The following is a 15,537-nucleotide window of genomic DNA, read 5'->3' on the forward strand; positions in this document are numbered from 1 at the left end:
TTAAAGCGACATCAATTTCTTATCACGAGCCCACTCTTCTGGTGTGAACGCTTTGATTGATAATGCGTGAATGTCGTTACGCTGGATGTATTCCATCAGAGGAGCATAAATTAGCTGCTGCTTCTTAACGCGGCTCATTCCATCGAAACAAGCATCAACAGCAACCACTTCATAGTGGCTACCTTCACCTTTCACATGCACTTCTTGAAGGTTTAGTGCTTCTTCTAATAACTGTTGTACTTTTGCGCTATCCACAATTTACCCCTGATAATTCTGTATGTGTTTGGCCACTAAAGATTCAACATTGCTCAGTTGAAACAAAGTGCGCAGTTGCGCCGGCACGAAACTGAGCATTATATGACAGTTTTGCTTTTTTGCATGCTCTAATAAGTGGATTAACATCACCATTCCTGCAGAGTCGACGCGCTCTATCTCTTTTAGCGAGCATTCCAGCTCCGATTGAGCAGGTTGCCATTGCTGTGCATACGCCCACAATGAAGGCACTGTATCTCTATCAAGTGCCCCTGTTAGCTTAAGAATGTTTTGATCCAATTGCCACTGAACGGGAGTCTGGGCCATTATTTCTTCGCCTCGAAACGGATCGGTTCTGCGGCCAATTTTTCTAAGTCTTTAGCAACAGATAGAATGCCTTCTTGACGAATTTTACTGTTCCATTCGGATTGTTTACTAGAAAGTAAACTAATGCCCTCTGCAATCATATCGAATGCTTCCCACTCTCCAGACTGGTTGTCTTTACGCAGTTTAAACTCAAGTTTGATGTTTGGACGCGGAGTATCGATGATATCAACTTTAATGCTTGTAATACGCTTAGAGTCATCAATGCTAGGCTCAGGACCAAACTCAATTTTTTGGTCAGAGTATTGCGTCAACACTTGTGCATAAGACGCAATCAGGTACGCACGAAATGCATCGATAAACTCAAGTACATCTTCACGCTTAGCACCTTTTAAGTTTGGACCAAGAAGTTTTAACCCTGCATAGCGGTAGTTGACGTAAGGCATTAGCTCTTCTTCAACGATCACTTTAAGTAAATTTGGATCTTGTTTGATTTTCGGCTGTTCGGCTTTCAATCTTTCAAACGTGACTTCAGCTACCTGCTTCATCATCTTATAAGGTTCAGTTTTATCCACCTCTGCTGCTGTTGCTCCAAAGACGCTAAACACAGCACAAACTGAAAGTAGTAATCTCGCTAACATAGTTATTCCTTACTTGAGTCGTCTGAACCACCTACGCTGTATAGTACTTGACCAATTAAGTCTTCAAGCACAAGCGCCGATTTGGTGTCTTCGATGGTATCACCATCCACCAGCATGACTTCTTCATCAAAAACGAAGCCAGGTACTAAACCAATGTATTGCTCACCAATCAGGCCAGATGTCAAAATTTGTACGCTCGACGTTTCTGGGAACTGATTGTATTTGCTATTGATAGATAGTGTTACAACTGGCAATAAGTTGTCTGGGTTAAGCGAAATACTACTTACTCGACCAATCACAACGCCCCCCACTTTTACGGGAGAACGAACTTTTAAACTGCCAATATTATCGAACTCGGCTTTGAGGGTATAAGTATCACCAGAGCCAATGCTTTTTACGTCAGCAACTTGAAAAATCATCACAAGAATCGCGCAAATTCCCGCTAATACAAAGCTGCCAACCCATAATTCAGTTTTACGTGTTTGTTGCATGATTAATTCCCAAACATCAATGCGGTCAGTACAAAGTCTAATCCTAGTACTGCTAAAGAAGAATGCACAACAGTGCGCGTAGTTGCTCGGCTGATCCCTTCCGATGTTGGAATAGCATCATAACCGTTAAATAGAGCGACCCAAGTAACCGTAATTGCAAACGCAAAACATTTGATCATACTGTTACCAATGTCTTGTCCTAGCTCAACAGAGGACTGCATCGCTGACCAAAAACTGCCGTGATCAACGCCTTTCCAGTCAACACCAACAAGCTGAGCTCCCCAAATTCCCACAGCCATGAAAATCATAGCCAGTAAAGGCATTGAGATAACCCCAGCCCAAAACCGTGGTGCAATCACTCGTTTCAATGGGTCTACCGCCATCATTTCAAGGCTAGACAGTTGTTCCGTTGCTTTCATTAGACCTATCTCTGCGGTTAACGCAGAACCGGCACGACCAGCAAACAAAAGTGCAGTAACAACGGGTCCTAATTCACGGAGTAACGAAAGCGCTACCATTTGCCCCAAACTGCCTTCTGCGCCGTAATCCACCAACACAACATAGCCTTGTAGACTCAAAACCATTCCAATGAACAGACCAGATACGACGATGATCGCCAGCGACTGAACACCAACAGAATAAAGTTGCTTAACAAGCAGAGGAAAGCTTCTGATCGGTTGTGGCTTAGAAAATAGCGCCCCAATCAACATGAAAGTCGCACGACCAAATGCTCCGCAAATAGAAAGCGTGCGTCGACCCAGCGAGGCGACAAAGTGAATGAAGTTATCGACCATCAAATAAGTCCTTTTCGATACTTTGAGAAGGGAAACGAAACGGTACAGGACCGTCGGCATCACCTTGTAAGAACTGCTGGACACGAGGATCAGAGTTTTGAGTCAGCTCTTCTGGCGTACCATAGGCGATGATTTTTCCATCGGCCATCAGGTATACCCAGTCAGCAATACTCATGACTTCAGGTACGTCGTGAGAAACCACAATAGAGGTCAAACCTAACGCTTGGTTTAGATTGCTAATTAGCTCAACCAAAACGCCCATAGTGATTGGGTCTTGCCCCACAAACGGCTCATCGTACATGATCAGGTCAGGATCAAGTGCGATTGCACGAGCCAAAGCAGCGCGTCTTGCCATACCACCTGAAAGCTCACTCGGCATTAATTGCGCCGCGCCGCGCAGACCGACAGCTTCGAGCTTGAGTAACACCATGGTGCGAATCAAATCTTCCGATAAATCGGTATGCTCTCTCAATGGAAAGGCGACATTATCAAAAACATTCAAATCAGTGAATAAAGCCCCTGACTGGAACAACATGCTCATTTTCTTTCGAGCATGGTAGAGTTTTTTACGCGAGAGAGAGGGAATATTGTCGCCATCAAACCAGATCTCTCCTTGCTCGGGATACAACTGACCACCAATCAAACGCAGCAGTGTTGTTTTACCAATTCCCGATGGTCCCATAATGGCCGTCACTTTGCCCTCAGGAACATGCAGATCAATATCATCAAAGATCATGCGTTCTCCCCGTGAAAAAGTGAGGTTGTTCACGGTGACTAAATCGTTGTTCGACATATCATCTCTTCTACTGTAGGAGCGTTGCAACTCACGGAATCATCAAGCAGATACTCATCGGAGTTGAATTCTACGTTTAATAAAGTAACGTCGGTACATTTATTAGGCTGCAATCATAAGCACATTGGCGTTGAATTTAAAGCACTGTTCAATTAAATAAAGTCGAGTATATCCCTGCAATTTCTCATGGTTTATGACCGAATTAGCACGAAGTGTTTAAATCCTAGACCAGAATTGCTCATTTAAATGAGTGAGATTTACATACATTTTCGTTACTAACCTTTAATTTATTCTTCGTTTATCTTCCATTTTAGGCCGCAAAAGGTCAAAATTAGCGGTTATTCATTTTACTTATTTAATACTTAGGAATTCTCATGCTCGAAGCCGTTGCGTTGCTTATAGTCGGTCTTGTTTTGCTTGTTTGGAGTGCAGATAAACTTGTTTTTGGCTCTGCAGCGATAGCCCGCAACGTCGGTATTTCCCCACTTGTCATCGGCATGACAATCCTTGCGATGGGCTCATCTGCCCCTGAGATGATGGTATCTGCAACCGCTGCTTGGGATGGTAAAACAGATACAGCGGTGGGTAACGTATTAGGCTCAAACATAGCGAACATTGCGTTAATCCTAGGTATTACAGCGCTGATCAAGCCTTTGTCGATTAGCTCCGCCGTCATCCGCCGAGAACTTCCACTCATGATAGCCGTAACCGTACTCGCTGGTATTCTGCTTTGGAATAGCCATCTCGGTTTTTATGAGGGTGTCTTATTGTTTGTACTCTTTGGGGCATTTTTATTTGCTATGTTGCAAATCAGCCGCAAAGAGCAAAAATCAGGTGATGTTTTTCTTGATGACCAAGAGTCAGAGATCCCAGAAGGCGTCAGTAACCCTAAAGCAATCATGTGGGTGGTTATTGGCTTGATACTGCTTCCTTTGGCAGCCAGCATGCTGGTTGATAACGCGGTAATTATTGCTAAACACTTTGGTATGAGCGACCTTGTTATCGGTCTAACTATTATCGCCATTGGCACTAGCCTGCCAGAACTAGCCGCATCACTTGCGGGAGTTTTAAAGGGTGAAGACGACATGGCTGTCGGTAACATTATCGGTTCGAATGTGTTTAACATTCTGGCGGTAATGGGGATTCCTGGCATCATTAATCCATCGGTGCTCAGTGAGTACGCGATGGGACGTGACTTCTGGGTCATGTTAGGCGTTTCATTGTTACTTGTCGCGATGTGTTTGGGTAAATCACGCAGTATTAACCGTATTGAAGGTGCCATCTTGTTTGTGTGCTTCTTAGGTTACCAAGTGTACTTATTCGCAAACATGACCGCTTAATTACCACGATCAATAAGTAGAGATCTGATATGTCCAATCAATTTGATTTTCGCGCTGCTGCTAAACAAGTTCTTGATATCGAAGTTGCTGCTCTGCAAGAGCTAGATACCTACTTTGATGATCAATTTGAAAAAGCGTGTGAACTTATCCTTTCCAACAACGGCAAAGTTGTCGTTATGGGTATTGGCAAGTCAGGCCATATTGGTAACAAGATTGCCGCCACTCTGGCAAGCACTGGGACTTCGGCGTTTTTCGTTCATCCAGGCGAAGCCGCACATGGTGACTTGGGTATGATTAGCCCTGGTGACATTGTGCTGGCAATTTCTAACTCTGGTGAATCAAACGAAATTCTGTCTCTATTTCCAGTATTAAAGCGCCTGAATATTAAGATCATCAGCATGACAGGTAAGCCAGAATCAAATATGGCCAAGCTGTCTGACTTACACCTGCAAATTACGGTACCTCAAGAAGCTTGTCCGTTAGGCCTGGCGCCAACTAGCAGTACGACTGCCACATTAGTGATGGGAGATGCATTAGCCGTAGCTCTGCTTCAAGCTCGTGGTTTTTCTGCCGAAGATTTTGCCCTATCTCACCCAGGTGGTGCACTGGGGAGAAAACTGCTACTTAAGTTGTCTGATATTATGCACTTTGGAGAAGCGTTACCTAAAGTTTCTCCTGACGCATTAATTCGCGATGCCCTGCTTGAAATTTCAGAAAAGGGGCTAGGCATGACAGCCATCGTCGATGAGCACGATGCTATGCTTGGTATATTCACCGATGGTGATTTACGTCGTACCTTAGACAAGCGTATCGATATTCATACGACGGCAATTGGCGAGGTCATGACGACAAACCCAACCACAGCACACCCTGATATGCTGGCGGTTGAAGGTTTGAACTTGATGCAGAATAAAAACATTAACGCTCTGATTTTATGTAAAGACGAAAAAATTGTGGGTGCACTGAACATGCACGATTTACTAAAAGCTGGCGTGATGTAATATCAGCACAAACATTTAAATCATTTATTAGACGAATAAAGGCAATGGTCAGGGAAGTACTGAGCTAAACGATAGGCCTTCATTATATGAGTTTTACTCGCCTTATTTATTTGCTCTTGATCTTCGTTGTAGCGTGGTGCGGTTATTACCTACTAACCCCTAAAGGCAACGACGCAATTCAAGTAGCACCAGATTCTGAACTGCCCATGTTCAGTGGTTCTGGATTAGAAAACATCACCTACGGTGAAGATGGTGTCCGCAGTTACATCATTCGCTCCACTAACTTAGACCATTATGCTAAGAGTGGAGATACTATTTTTAATAACCCGACTTTGATGGTTTACCGTGAAGGTAGCGTCATTGAATGGAAGGTGACTGCCACAAGAGCAGTGTTAGATGAAGACCAAGTTTTGACTTTATATGACAAAGTCTTAATGCAAAATCTTCTGCCTGGTGCGAGTTTTGATACCATGGCAACAGACAAATTGGTCATTAATCTAACCAATCGTGATTTTAAAGCTGACCAACAAGTGATGTTGGTTGGACCACAATTTGAAACTACTGGAGGCGCAATGCAAGGCAACTTAAAACAGCATACTGCGACTCTGACAGATGAAGTTCAAGGTCGATATGAAACCGTTACACCTTAGCCTACTGGCACTGGTATTGGCGGCGCCTCAAGCGCTGGCACTCAAGTCGGATACTCAACAGCCGGTTTACATAAACTCTGACACCCAACAGGTGGATATGAAGAGTAACCAGGTTGTTTTTGAAGGCGATGTATCTCTTAAGCAAGGGAGCATCAATATCGATGCTGATAGAATCGTGGTAACTCGCGATCCTAAAACCGAAGCAATTAAACAGATTCAAGCATTTGGTAAACCTGCGAAGTTTTCTCAGCTGATGGACGATGGTAAAACACTTAGTGGTCAAGCTACGGAGTTGGATTACCGTATTTCTACAGACGAACTGACCATGAAAGGTCAAGCGCAGCTGGCGCAAGACAACAACACCATCAAAGGTTCTTCGATTCGTTACCAAATTGGTAAACAAAAGCTAGTCGCAGATAGCTCTAAGGAAGAGCGCGTTACGACCATTTTGCAACCCAATCAGATAGAGAACTAATATGGCAGTACTGAGTGCGAAAAACTTGGCGAAAAGCTACAAAAAACGCAAAGTCGTCACTGATGTTAGCTTAGAAGTTGAATCTGGTCAGATTGTTGGGCTACTCGGTCCAAACGGTGCGGGTAAAACCACCTCGTTTTACATGATTGTCGGCTTAGTACCTCGCGATGAAGGCACCATTACCATTGACGACAATGACATCAGTATTTTGCCGATGCATAGCCGTTCACGACTTGGCATTGGCTATCTTCCGCAAGAAGCGTCGATTTTCCGTAAGCTTTCAGTAGAAGATAACATCATGGCCGTACTTGAAACTCGTCAAGAAATGACGAGGGAAGAGCGCCAAGATAAACTGGAAGATTTGTTGGAAGAATTCCACATCCAGCACATCAGAACCAGTGCTGGTATGGCACTATCAGGGGGTGAGCGACGCAGGGTGGAAATCGCTCGAGCTTTAGCGGCCAACCCTCAGTTCATTTTATTGGATGAACCTTTCGCTGGTGTTGACCCAATTTCGGTTAATGACATCAAGAAAATCATTGAGCATCTGCGCGATCGTGGTCTCGGAGTGTTAATCACTGACCATAATGTACGTGAAACACTGGACGTATGTGAAAAAGCCTATATCGTGAGCCAAGGGCACCTAATTGCATCGGGAACTCCGGCAGAAGTTCTCAATAATGAACAGGTGAAACAAGTTTATCTCGGCGAACAATTCCGTCTATGATTATATTAGGAACGGTAAGATTCTGAGCATTACAAGGTAAGTAACACTGAATGAAACCTTCATTACAACTCAAGCTAGGTCAGCAGTTAGCCATGACGCCACAGTTGCAGCAAGCGATTCGCTTATTGCAATTGTCGACACTCGATCTTCAACAAGAAATCCAAGAAGCGTTGGACTCAAACCCATTATTGGAAGTTGAAGAAGGCCAAGACGAGCCTCTAGCAAACGGTGAAGATAAGTCAGCGGTCGAGGCTGCTGATAGCAACAGTGCTAGCGAACCAACAGAAATTGACGTTCCAGATAGCTCCGATGTGATAGAGAAATCAGAAATTAGCTCTGAGCTTGAAATCGACACGACTTGGGATGACGTCTACAGCGCGAATACTGGTAGCACTGGCTTAGCTCTTGATGATGATATGCCCGTCTACCAAGGCGAAACCACTGAATCATTACATGATTACCTCATGTGGCAGCTTGACCTAACACCATTCAGTGAAACTGACCGCACGATTGCATTAGCGATTATTGACGCTGTTGACGACTACGGCTATTTAACTTTGTCGCCTGAAGAGATTCATGAGAGCTTCGATAATGAAGAGATAGATTTAGACGAAGTAGAAGCCGTTCGTAAACGCATTCAACAATTCGATCCTCTTGGCGTAGCATCGCGTAACTTACAAGAATGTTTGTTACTGCAATTGACGACCTTCCCAGAAGACACGCCGTGGCTTGCTGAAGCCAAAATGATACTTGCGGATCACATTGATCACCTAGGCAACCGAGACTACAAGCTCGTCATCAAAGAGACTAAGCTGAAAGAAGCCGATCTTCGTGAAGTCTTAAAGCTTATCCAACAGTTAGATCCTCGTCCAGGTAGTCGCATCACTCCTGATGATACCGAGTACGTAATTCCAGACGTATCCGTTTTTAAAGACAATGGCAAATGGACCGTTTCTATAAACCCGGATAGCGTGCCAAAATTAAAAGTAAATCAACAATATGCTCAATTAGGCAAAGGTAATAGCGCGGATAGCCAGTACATCCGCAGCAATTTGCAAGAGGCAAAATGGTTAATTAAGAGCTTAGAGAGTAGAAACGAGACGCTACTCAAAGTTGCAAGATGTATTGTTGAACATCAACAAGATTTCTTCGAGTATGGTGAGGAAGCCATGAAGCCAATGGTGCTTAATGATGTCGCTTTGGCTGTGGACATGCATGAATCCACGATTTCTCGTGTAACAACGCAAAAGTTTATGCATACACCACGTGGTATTTTTGAATTGAAGTACTTCTTCTCTAGCCATGTTAGTACTGACAACGGCGGAGAATGTTCGTCAACAGCAATTCGTGCACTCATTAAAAAACTGGTCGCAGCAGAGAATACTGCCAAACCACTGAGTGATAGCAAGATTGCTGCTCTTCTGGCTGACCAAGGGATTCAGGTCGCAAGACGTACGATAGCCAAATATCGCGAATCCTTGGGAATTGCCCCTTCAAGTCAGCGTAAACGCCTATTATAAGGCACTAACTGAAAAGGAAAGTCTATGCAAATCAATATTCAAGGCCATCACGTTGATCTTACCGATTCAATGCAAGACTATGTAAATTCTAAGTTTCAGAAGCTCGAAAGGTTCTTCGACCATATCAATCAAGTGCATGTTGTACTAAAAGTTGAAAAAATTACTCAAATCGCGGAAGCTACGCTTCACATAAATCAAGGCGAAATCCACGCATCAGCCGATGACGAAAATATGTATGCCGCGATCGATTCGCTGGTAGATAAATTGGTTCGCCAACTTAATAAGCACAAAGAAAAACTAAACAGTCATTAATCATGCAACTGAGCGAAATACTGTCATTGGACTGCACCAAAAGTGCGGTCCACTGCACGAGTAAAAAACGCGCCCTTGAAATGATCAGCCGTATCGTTGCTGATCAAACGGGCCAAGATTCTACCGAGCTGTTCGAATGCATGCTCAATAGAGAAAAAATGGGCAGTACCGGTATCGGAAACGGTATTGCGATCCCTCACGCGAGAATGCAATCAAGCGACAAGGCCATTGCTGTCTTACTGCAATGTGATGAAGCAATCGAATTTGATGCGATTGACAATCGACCTGTCGATCTTCTTTTTGCGCTCCTTGTACCAGAAGAACAGTGCAAAGAGCACCTCAAGACTCTATCCTCTATGGCAGAACGTCTGAGCGATAAGCAAGTATTAAAACTACTGCGTAATGCTCAGAGTGATGAAGAACTTTACGACATCATGATTCACCAATAAGCAGGACTAACTCCATGCGACTAATCGTTGTTAGCGGGCACTCAGGTGCCGGTAAAAGTATTGCGCTTCGTGTACTGGAAGACTTAGGTTACTACTGTGTTGATAACCTGCCAGTTAACTTGCTGGACGCATTTGTTCATTCTGTTGCTGACAGCAAACAGAATGTTGCAGTCAGCATTGATATTCGCAATATTCCTAAAAAGCTAAAAGAACTGATGAGTACACTAGAACAGTTAAAAACTGAGCTTGATGTGACCGTGCTTTTCTTGGACGCCAATAAAGAAACGCTACTCAGACGCTACAGCGAAACACGCCGAATTCACCCGTTATCTTTAGGTGGCACCTCCCTCTCGCTCGATCAAGCCATCGAGCGAGAGAAGCAAATTTTGACGCCACTCAAAGCGCATGCAGATCTGGTCCTAAATAGTAGTGGGCAGTCTTTGCATGAATTGAGTGAAACCGTGCGTATGCGCGTTGAAGGCAGAGATCGCAAAGGGCTCGTTATGGTATTTGAGTCTTTTGGTTTTAAATACGGCCTGCCTTCCGATGCCGATTACGTATTCGACGTTCGCTTCTTACCTAACCCACATTGGGAACCAGCGCTACGCCCGCTTACAGGTCTGGATGCTCCTATCGCCGCATTTTTAGAGCAACACCAATCGGTGTTAAGTTTGAAATATCAAATTGAAAGCTTTATAGAGAATTGGTTACCTCTGCTTGAGAAAAACAACCGCAGCTACCTGACCGTTGCAATCGGTTGTACTGGTGGTAAGCACCGCTCGGTGTACTTAACTCAGCAAATCGGTGAATACTTCGCCAACAAAGGACACCAAGTACAAATTCGCCATACCTCACTAGAGAAAAACGCTAAGGAGTAGCCGTGGAGTTAAGTCGTAAAGTATTGATTCAAAACCGCCTTGGCTTACATGCTCGTGCAGCAGTCAAACTGGTCGAACTGGCACAGAGCTTTGAAGCGGTCATCACCATCGACAATGAAGAAGACAAAACCGCCACAGCAGACAGCGTAATGGGCCTGTTAATGCTAGAGTCCGCTCAAGGGCAATACGTTACGATCCACGCAACGGGTGGGCAAGCGGAAGAAGCACTGGATGCCGTTTGCCACTTGATCGAAGATAAATTTGATGAAGGCGAGTAGTTTACTCGCTTTTTTCTTACCTCCCATTATCTTTCTCTTCCCTGGCCTAATAAATAAATTTGCTTAGTATCATAAGTTGTTATTAAAAGGCGCCTAGAATTAAGTTATTATTCAACGCATTGTAAATATCAGGAATTGGGAGGAATGAATGGCAGAGCAAATTGAATTCGACCAAGCTCACCAAGCCCTCCAAGAAGTCACAGAAGCGCTAGAAAATGGCCGCTTCGTCCATGTTCGTCGTCAATTACAGGACATGGAACCTGAGGATATCGCTCACCTTTTAGAAGCCTCCCCACGTAAGAGCCGTGAAGTTCTTTGGCAACTCACCGACCCTGAAGATTATGGTGAAATCCTTGACGAGCTGAACGAAGACGTCAAAGACAGCCTCGTATCCAAAATGGCACCAGAAGCGCTTGCAGAAGCGACAGAAGGCATGGATACCGATGACGTGGCTTACGTACTGCGTAGCTTGCCTGACAACCTGTCACGCGAAGTCCTGTCGCAAATGGACTCCTCTGACCGTCTACGGGTCGAAACTGCCCTATCCTACCCAGAAGACACCGCGGGAGGACTGATGAACACCGACGTCATCACAATTCGTGGTGACGTCGATGTGGACGTAGTTTTGCGTTATCTACGTATGAAAGGCGAGCTTCCAGAAGCTACGGATGCCCTGTATGTGATCGATGAAGAGAGTAAGCTCATCGGTGAACTGCCGATCACGACGCTTATTACCACTCAGCCAGACGTAAAAATCATTGATGTAATGGAAGACGCGGACGAGGCCATCACCGTCGATACTAGCGACTCAGATGTTGCGAGTCTGTTCGAACGCCGTAATTGGGTATCTGCACCTGTTGTTGATGAAAACTTGCATTTGGTCGGCCGTATCACCATCGATGACGTGGTTGACGTTATTCGTGAAGACGCGGAACACTCGATGATGAGTATGGCGGGTATGGACGATGACGAAGATACTTTCGCGCCTGTTGTAAAATCAGCTCGCAAACGCAGTATCTGGCTTGGCGCTAACGTATTAGCCGCCCTTGCTGCTGCTTCCGTTTCTAACATGTTTGAGGCCACATTAGATCAAATGGCGGCCATTGCGGTATTGATGACGATTGTTCCGTCCATGGGTGGTGTCGCTGGTAACCAAACCGTCGCACTAGTGATTCGTGGTCTTGCTCTTGGTCATATCGGTGACTCAAACAAACGCGAACTGTTAATGAAAGAAGCCTCGATCGGCTTACTTAACGGCATCATGTGGGCGCTGATTATTGGCGGTATTGTTGTTGCTTGGAAAGGTAACTGGATGCTCGGAGGAATCATTTCCGCCGCCATGTTGACCAACTTATTGGTCGCAGGTATTGCAGGAGTAACGATTCCAATCCTATTGAAAAAAATGAACATCGATCCTGCTTTAGCTGGTGGTATGGCATTAACAACGGTGACGGATGTGATTGGTTTATCTGTCTTCTTAGGGCTTGCCACAATACTGATTACCTAACAGAAAAAACGAAAAAGCCTGATGAACACATCAGGCTTTTTTGATTCTGAATTGCTAGAAAAGCTTATTCACCCGCCACTTTCATGGTATCCAGTAGGATAGAGCCCGTTTGGATTTGTGAGCGCGTTTCAATATCACTACCAACCGCCACAATCTTGGTGAACATGTCTTTTAGATTACCTGCGATGGTAATTTCTGATACTGGGTATTGGATTTCGCCATTCTCAACCCAGAAGCCTGCGGCACCGCGAGAGTAATCACCCGTTACCACGTTCACACCTTGTCCCATGACTTCAGTCACTAGAAGACCAGTACCGAGCTCTTTAAGCATTTGTTCGAAGTTTTGGCCTGTCGACTTCACGTACCAGTTATGAATCCCACCAGCGTGACCTGTCGGCGTCATCTTCATTTTACGTGCGGCATAACTGGTTAACAGATAAGTTGCTAGCACACCGTCGGTAATGATCTCACGGTCTTGAGTGTACACACCTTCACTATCGAATGGACTTGATGCCAAACCACGCAATACATGCGGACGTTCTGAGATATTGAACCATTCAGGAAGCACTTGTTTGCCTAGATGGTCAAGTAAGAAAGAAGATTTTCGGTACAGGTTACCACCGCTAATCGCCATAACGAGATGGCCAATCAAGCCTGTCGCAACATCAGCCGCAAACATGATTGGGTATTGACCTGTTTTTAGACGCTGCGCATCTAGGCGGTTAACCGTATTCTCTGCCGCCTTACGACCCACCGTTTCTGGGGTCCATAAGTCATCACGATGACGTGCCACGGTATAGCTGTAATCACGTTCCATCTCGCCGTTTTGACCAACGCCAATTACACAACAGCTAGTACTATGTCGGCTAGACGCATAACTAGCTAATAAGCCATGGCTATTGCCATACACTTTCACGCCGTAATGACTATCATAACTCGCGCCATCACTTTGTTTGATTGCACTATTATAATTTAGCGCCTCTTTTTCTGCTGCAATCGCCACATTGGCAGCAGAGTCTGGATCGGGTGCGTCAGGGTGGAAAAGATCAAGCTCAGGGATCTCTTGCACCATGTATTCTTTCGCTGCAGGGCCTGCAAATGGGTCTTCAGATGTGTAATGTGCAATATCTAGCGCCGCTATAACGGTTTGCTCGATTGCAGCTTCACTTAAATCAGACGTGGAAGCACTGCCTTTGCGTTGACCTCGGTAAACGGTAATGCCCAGCGCACCATCGCTGTTGAACTCGACATTTTCTACTTCACCCATACGAGTTGAAACACTTAAACCAGTGCTTTTAGTAATTGCGACTTCGGCGGCGTCAGATTTTGCCGATGCAAGCTTTAAGGCTCTTGCGACGGCTTGCTCTAGCTCGGTACGTTGCTCAGCAACCTGCTGTTTAATATCCATTGTCTTTCACATCTTGTCTTTGATGAACAATAGGATAACAAGAATTTCGCTTTCTCCCCATGATTCTTGTTAAAATAGTCATAATATTAATCAAAACACAGGCAACTGAAATGGCACGTAAGAATCAAAAAGCGCCATGGGAACCAGAAGAAGAGATCATCTGGGTAAGTAAATCCGAGATGAAGCGAGACATGGAAGAACTGCAAAAGCTAGGTGAGGAGCTTGTCGGCCTCAAACCTTCAGTTCTAGAAAAGTTTCCATTGAGCGAAGATTTGCGAGAAGCAATTGCTGACGCGCAACGCTTTAAAAATGAAGCGCGTCGTCGCCAATTGCAACGTATCGGTAAATTGATGCGTTACGAAGATCCAGAGCCAATCCAAGCCGCACTGGATAAAATTCGTAATAAGCACTCTCAATTAACGGCTGTATTCCACAAACTTGAAGCGTTGCGTGATCGCGTAGTGGAAGAAGGTGACAAAGCCATTGATGACGTAATGGAAATGTACCCAGAAGCGGATCGTCAGCGTCTACGCCAACTTGCTCGCCAAGCAGCGAAAGAGAAAAAAGCTGGGAAACCAGCAAAAGCGTACCGCGAAATCTTTCAGATCCTTAAAGGTCTAAACGAAGAAGAGTTTTAATTCGACGGCTCAAGCAATGAGCATTCGATTTAAACGCAAAAAGCAGACGTCAATGTCTGCTTTTTTTATCTTTGATTTTACAGTCAGCGTTACACTAAGCGATTAACGCGGTCTCCGCGCTCGAAAGCGTTAATGTTCTCAATCAGGATTTCCGCTAAACGTTGGATCGAAGAGTCGCTGCCCCATGCAACATGCGGTGTCAGTAACAAATTAGGTAAACTCATATTGGCAATCAGCGGATTGCTCTCATCAGCTGGTTCTTGTGTAAAAACATCAAAACCAGCCGCTGCAATTTCTTGCTGTTTTAAGGCATCCACCAGTGCGCTCTCATCCACCAAACCTCCACGCCCTGTATTAATCAAAATGGAGTTGGACTTCATTTGTTGCAACTCTGCTTGACCAATTAAATTCTGAGTATGATCGTTGAGCGGGCAATGCAAGGTCAGCGCATCGGAGCGTTTTAATACTTCCTCAAACGGCACATAACCAGGCCGACATTCTGCCGCCCCTTTACGCTCAGAAAACAACACGGTCATTCCTAACGCTTGAGCCAGATTCGCCGTCGCTTGCCCTAGCGCCCCGCTACCAACAACACCTAACGTGCTACCACCAATATCCCCGATTGGGTGCGTAAAAAAACAAAACTGCTGGTTACGCTGCCACTCACCTGCGGCAATATCTTGGTGGTACCCAAATAAATTCCGTCTTAAAGCGAATAACATTGCCATCACGTGCTCGGGCACCGAACGCGTCGCGTAACCACGTACATTAGCAACCGCAATATCATGATTAGCACAGTAGTTCACATCGACGTTGTTAAAACCAGTTGCGGCAACCGCGATCATCCGTAATTTTGGTAGTTGCTCTAATACATGTTGGTCAAGCAGGACTTTATTGCTAATCACGATATCGGCATCTGCTAACCTTTCTATTACCTGCTCAGGCGCAGTTAGGTCGTACTCACGCCAGTGGTGCGGAAAGCCAGGTCGTGGGACCTCAATATGTTCTGGGATGGTCGCTCGGTCTAAAAATACGATGCTTGGCAAAGACATAACAACT

At 45.0% G+C, this 15,537-nt stretch carries 20 protein-coding genes; 12 read left to right on the forward strand and 8 right to left on the reverse strand.

Annotation, left to right across the window (positions count from 1 at the left end; all coding sequences use genetic code 11):
* The 6 genes from ibaG to mlaF are packed head-to-tail and all read right to left on the reverse strand — an operon-like array spanning position 1 to position 3,295.
* Positions 1–255: a BolA family iron metabolism protein IbaG gene (gene ibaG / locus R7O12_RS11435; protein WP_005381092.1), complete on the reverse strand. Its 255-nt coding sequence runs from the start codon at positions 253–255 to the stop codon at positions 1–3.
* 3 nt (positions 256–258) lie between these two features.
* Positions 259–579: a lipid asymmetry maintenance protein MlaB gene (locus tag R7O12_RS11440; RefSeq protein WP_054728869.1), complete on the reverse strand. Its 321-nt coding sequence runs from the start codon at positions 577–579 to the stop codon at positions 259–261.
* Positions 579–1,217, reverse strand: coding sequence for a phospholipid-binding protein MlaC (gene mlaC, locus R7O12_RS11445; RefSeq protein WP_005381098.1), 639 nt, complete (start codon positions 1,215–1,217; stop codon positions 579–581). The genes R7O12_RS11440 and mlaC overlap by 1 nt, the downstream gene beginning before the upstream one ends.
* Before the next feature lie 2 nt (positions 1,218–1,219).
* Entirely contained in the window at positions 1,220–1,708 is a 489-nt protein-coding gene (gene mlaD, locus R7O12_RS11450) for an outer membrane lipid asymmetry maintenance protein MlaD (RefSeq protein ID WP_115386306.1), read from the reverse strand.
* A 2-nt stretch (positions 1,709–1,710) separates the two neighbouring features.
* Positions 1,711–2,502: a lipid asymmetry maintenance ABC transporter permease subunit MlaE gene (gene mlaE / locus R7O12_RS11455; RefSeq protein ID WP_005381100.1), complete on the reverse strand. Its 792-nt coding sequence runs from the start codon at positions 2,500–2,502 to the stop codon at positions 1,711–1,713.
* Positions 2,492–3,295: a phospholipid ABC transporter ATP-binding protein MlaF gene (gene mlaF / locus R7O12_RS11460; protein ID WP_005388422.1), complete on the reverse strand. Its 804-nt coding sequence runs from the start codon at positions 3,293–3,295 to the stop codon at positions 2,492–2,494. Before mlaF ends, mlaE begins: the two co-directional genes overlap by 11 nt.
* A 374-nt stretch (positions 3,296–3,669) precedes the next feature.
* Here mlaF and R7O12_RS11465 point away from each other — a divergent pair, with 374 nt between their 5' ends.
* The 11 genes from R7O12_RS11465 to mgtE all read left to right on the forward strand — a co-directional run bounded on the left by R7O12_RS11465 (position 3,670) and on the right by mgtE (position 12,432).
* Positions 3,670–4,635, forward strand: coding sequence for a calcium/sodium antiporter (locus R7O12_RS11465; protein ID WP_005381102.1), 966 nt, complete (start codon positions 3,670–3,672; stop codon positions 4,633–4,635).
* A gap of 29 nt (positions 4,636–4,664) precedes the next feature.
* Positions 4,665–5,636 (forward strand): arabinose-5-phosphate isomerase KdsD, encoded by a 972-nt coding sequence (kdsD, locus tag R7O12_RS11470; protein WP_005381104.1) that lies wholly within the window; start codon positions 4,665–4,667, stop codon positions 5,634–5,636.
* Positions 5,637–5,722: 86 nt separating this feature from the next.
* On the forward strand, positions 5,723–6,286 hold the full coding sequence (gene lptC / locus R7O12_RS11475; protein WP_005381106.1) for an LPS export ABC transporter periplasmic protein LptC: 564 nt from the start codon (positions 5,723–5,725) through the stop codon (positions 6,284–6,286).
* Entirely contained in the window at positions 6,267–6,761 is a 495-nt protein-coding gene (lptA, locus tag R7O12_RS11480) for a lipopolysaccharide transport periplasmic protein LptA (RefSeq protein ID WP_005381109.1), read from the forward strand. The genes lptC and lptA overlap by 20 nt, the downstream gene beginning before the upstream one ends.
* Position 6,762: 1 nt before the next feature.
* Entirely contained in the window at positions 6,763–7,488 is a 726-nt protein-coding gene (lptB, locus tag R7O12_RS11485) for an LPS export ABC transporter ATP-binding protein (protein ID WP_005381111.1), read from the forward strand.
* A 50-nt stretch (positions 7,489–7,538) separates the two neighbouring features.
* Positions 7,539–9,008, forward strand: a complete 1,470-nt coding sequence (locus R7O12_RS11490; RefSeq protein ID WP_017636186.1) for an RNA polymerase factor sigma-54 — start codon at positions 7,539–7,541, stop codon at positions 9,006–9,008.
* A gap of 24 nt (positions 9,009–9,032) precedes the next feature.
* Positions 9,033–9,320: a ribosome hibernation promoting factor gene (hpf, locus tag R7O12_RS11495; protein WP_005381114.1), complete on the forward strand. Its 288-nt coding sequence runs from the start codon at positions 9,033–9,035 to the stop codon at positions 9,318–9,320.
* Between the two features lie 2 nt (positions 9,321–9,322).
* The gene (gene ptsN, locus R7O12_RS11500) at positions 9,323–9,769 is read left to right on the forward strand and encodes a PTS IIA-like nitrogen regulatory protein PtsN (protein WP_005381116.1); all 447 of its coding nucleotides are present in this window, start codon (positions 9,323–9,325) and stop codon (positions 9,767–9,769) included.
* A gap of 14 nt (positions 9,770–9,783) precedes the next feature.
* Positions 9,784–10,647: an RNase adapter RapZ gene (rapZ, locus tag R7O12_RS11505; protein WP_318125847.1), complete on the forward strand. Its 864-nt coding sequence runs from the start codon at positions 9,784–9,786 to the stop codon at positions 10,645–10,647.
* 2 nt (positions 10,648–10,649) lie between these two features.
* Positions 10,650–10,925: an HPr family phosphocarrier protein gene (locus R7O12_RS11510; RefSeq protein WP_005381120.1), complete on the forward strand. Its 276-nt coding sequence runs from the start codon at positions 10,650–10,652 to the stop codon at positions 10,923–10,925.
* Between the two features lie 148 nt (positions 10,926–11,073).
* Entirely contained in the window at positions 11,074–12,432 is a 1,359-nt protein-coding gene (gene mgtE / locus R7O12_RS11515; RefSeq protein WP_005381121.1) for a magnesium transporter, read from the forward strand.
* Between the two features lie 64 nt (positions 12,433–12,496).
* Here mgtE and pmbA read toward each other — a convergent pair whose 3' ends face one another.
* Positions 12,497–13,840 carry a metalloprotease PmbA gene (pmbA, locus tag R7O12_RS11520; protein WP_318125849.1) on the reverse strand — a complete coding sequence of 448 codons (1,344 nt, stop codon included), beginning with the start codon at positions 13,838–13,840 and terminating at the stop codon, positions 12,497–12,499.
* Between the two features lie 110 nt (positions 13,841–13,950).
* Between pmbA and yjgA the strand changes: the two genes are divergently transcribed.
* A complete protein-coding gene (yjgA, locus tag R7O12_RS11525; RefSeq protein ID WP_005381124.1) occupies positions 13,951–14,478 on the forward strand; it encodes a ribosome biogenesis factor YjgA in 528 nt (175 codons plus the stop codon).
* A gap of 89 nt (positions 14,479–14,567) precedes the next feature.
* Here yjgA and R7O12_RS11530 read toward each other — a convergent pair whose 3' ends face one another.
* Positions 14,568–15,530, reverse strand: a complete 963-nt coding sequence (locus tag R7O12_RS11530) for a D-2-hydroxyacid dehydrogenase (protein WP_130545239.1) — start codon at positions 15,528–15,530, stop codon at positions 14,568–14,570.
* Between the last annotated feature and the right edge of the window lie 7 nt (positions 15,531–15,537).

This window comes from Vibrio sp. Vb1574, from assembly GCF_033338675.1.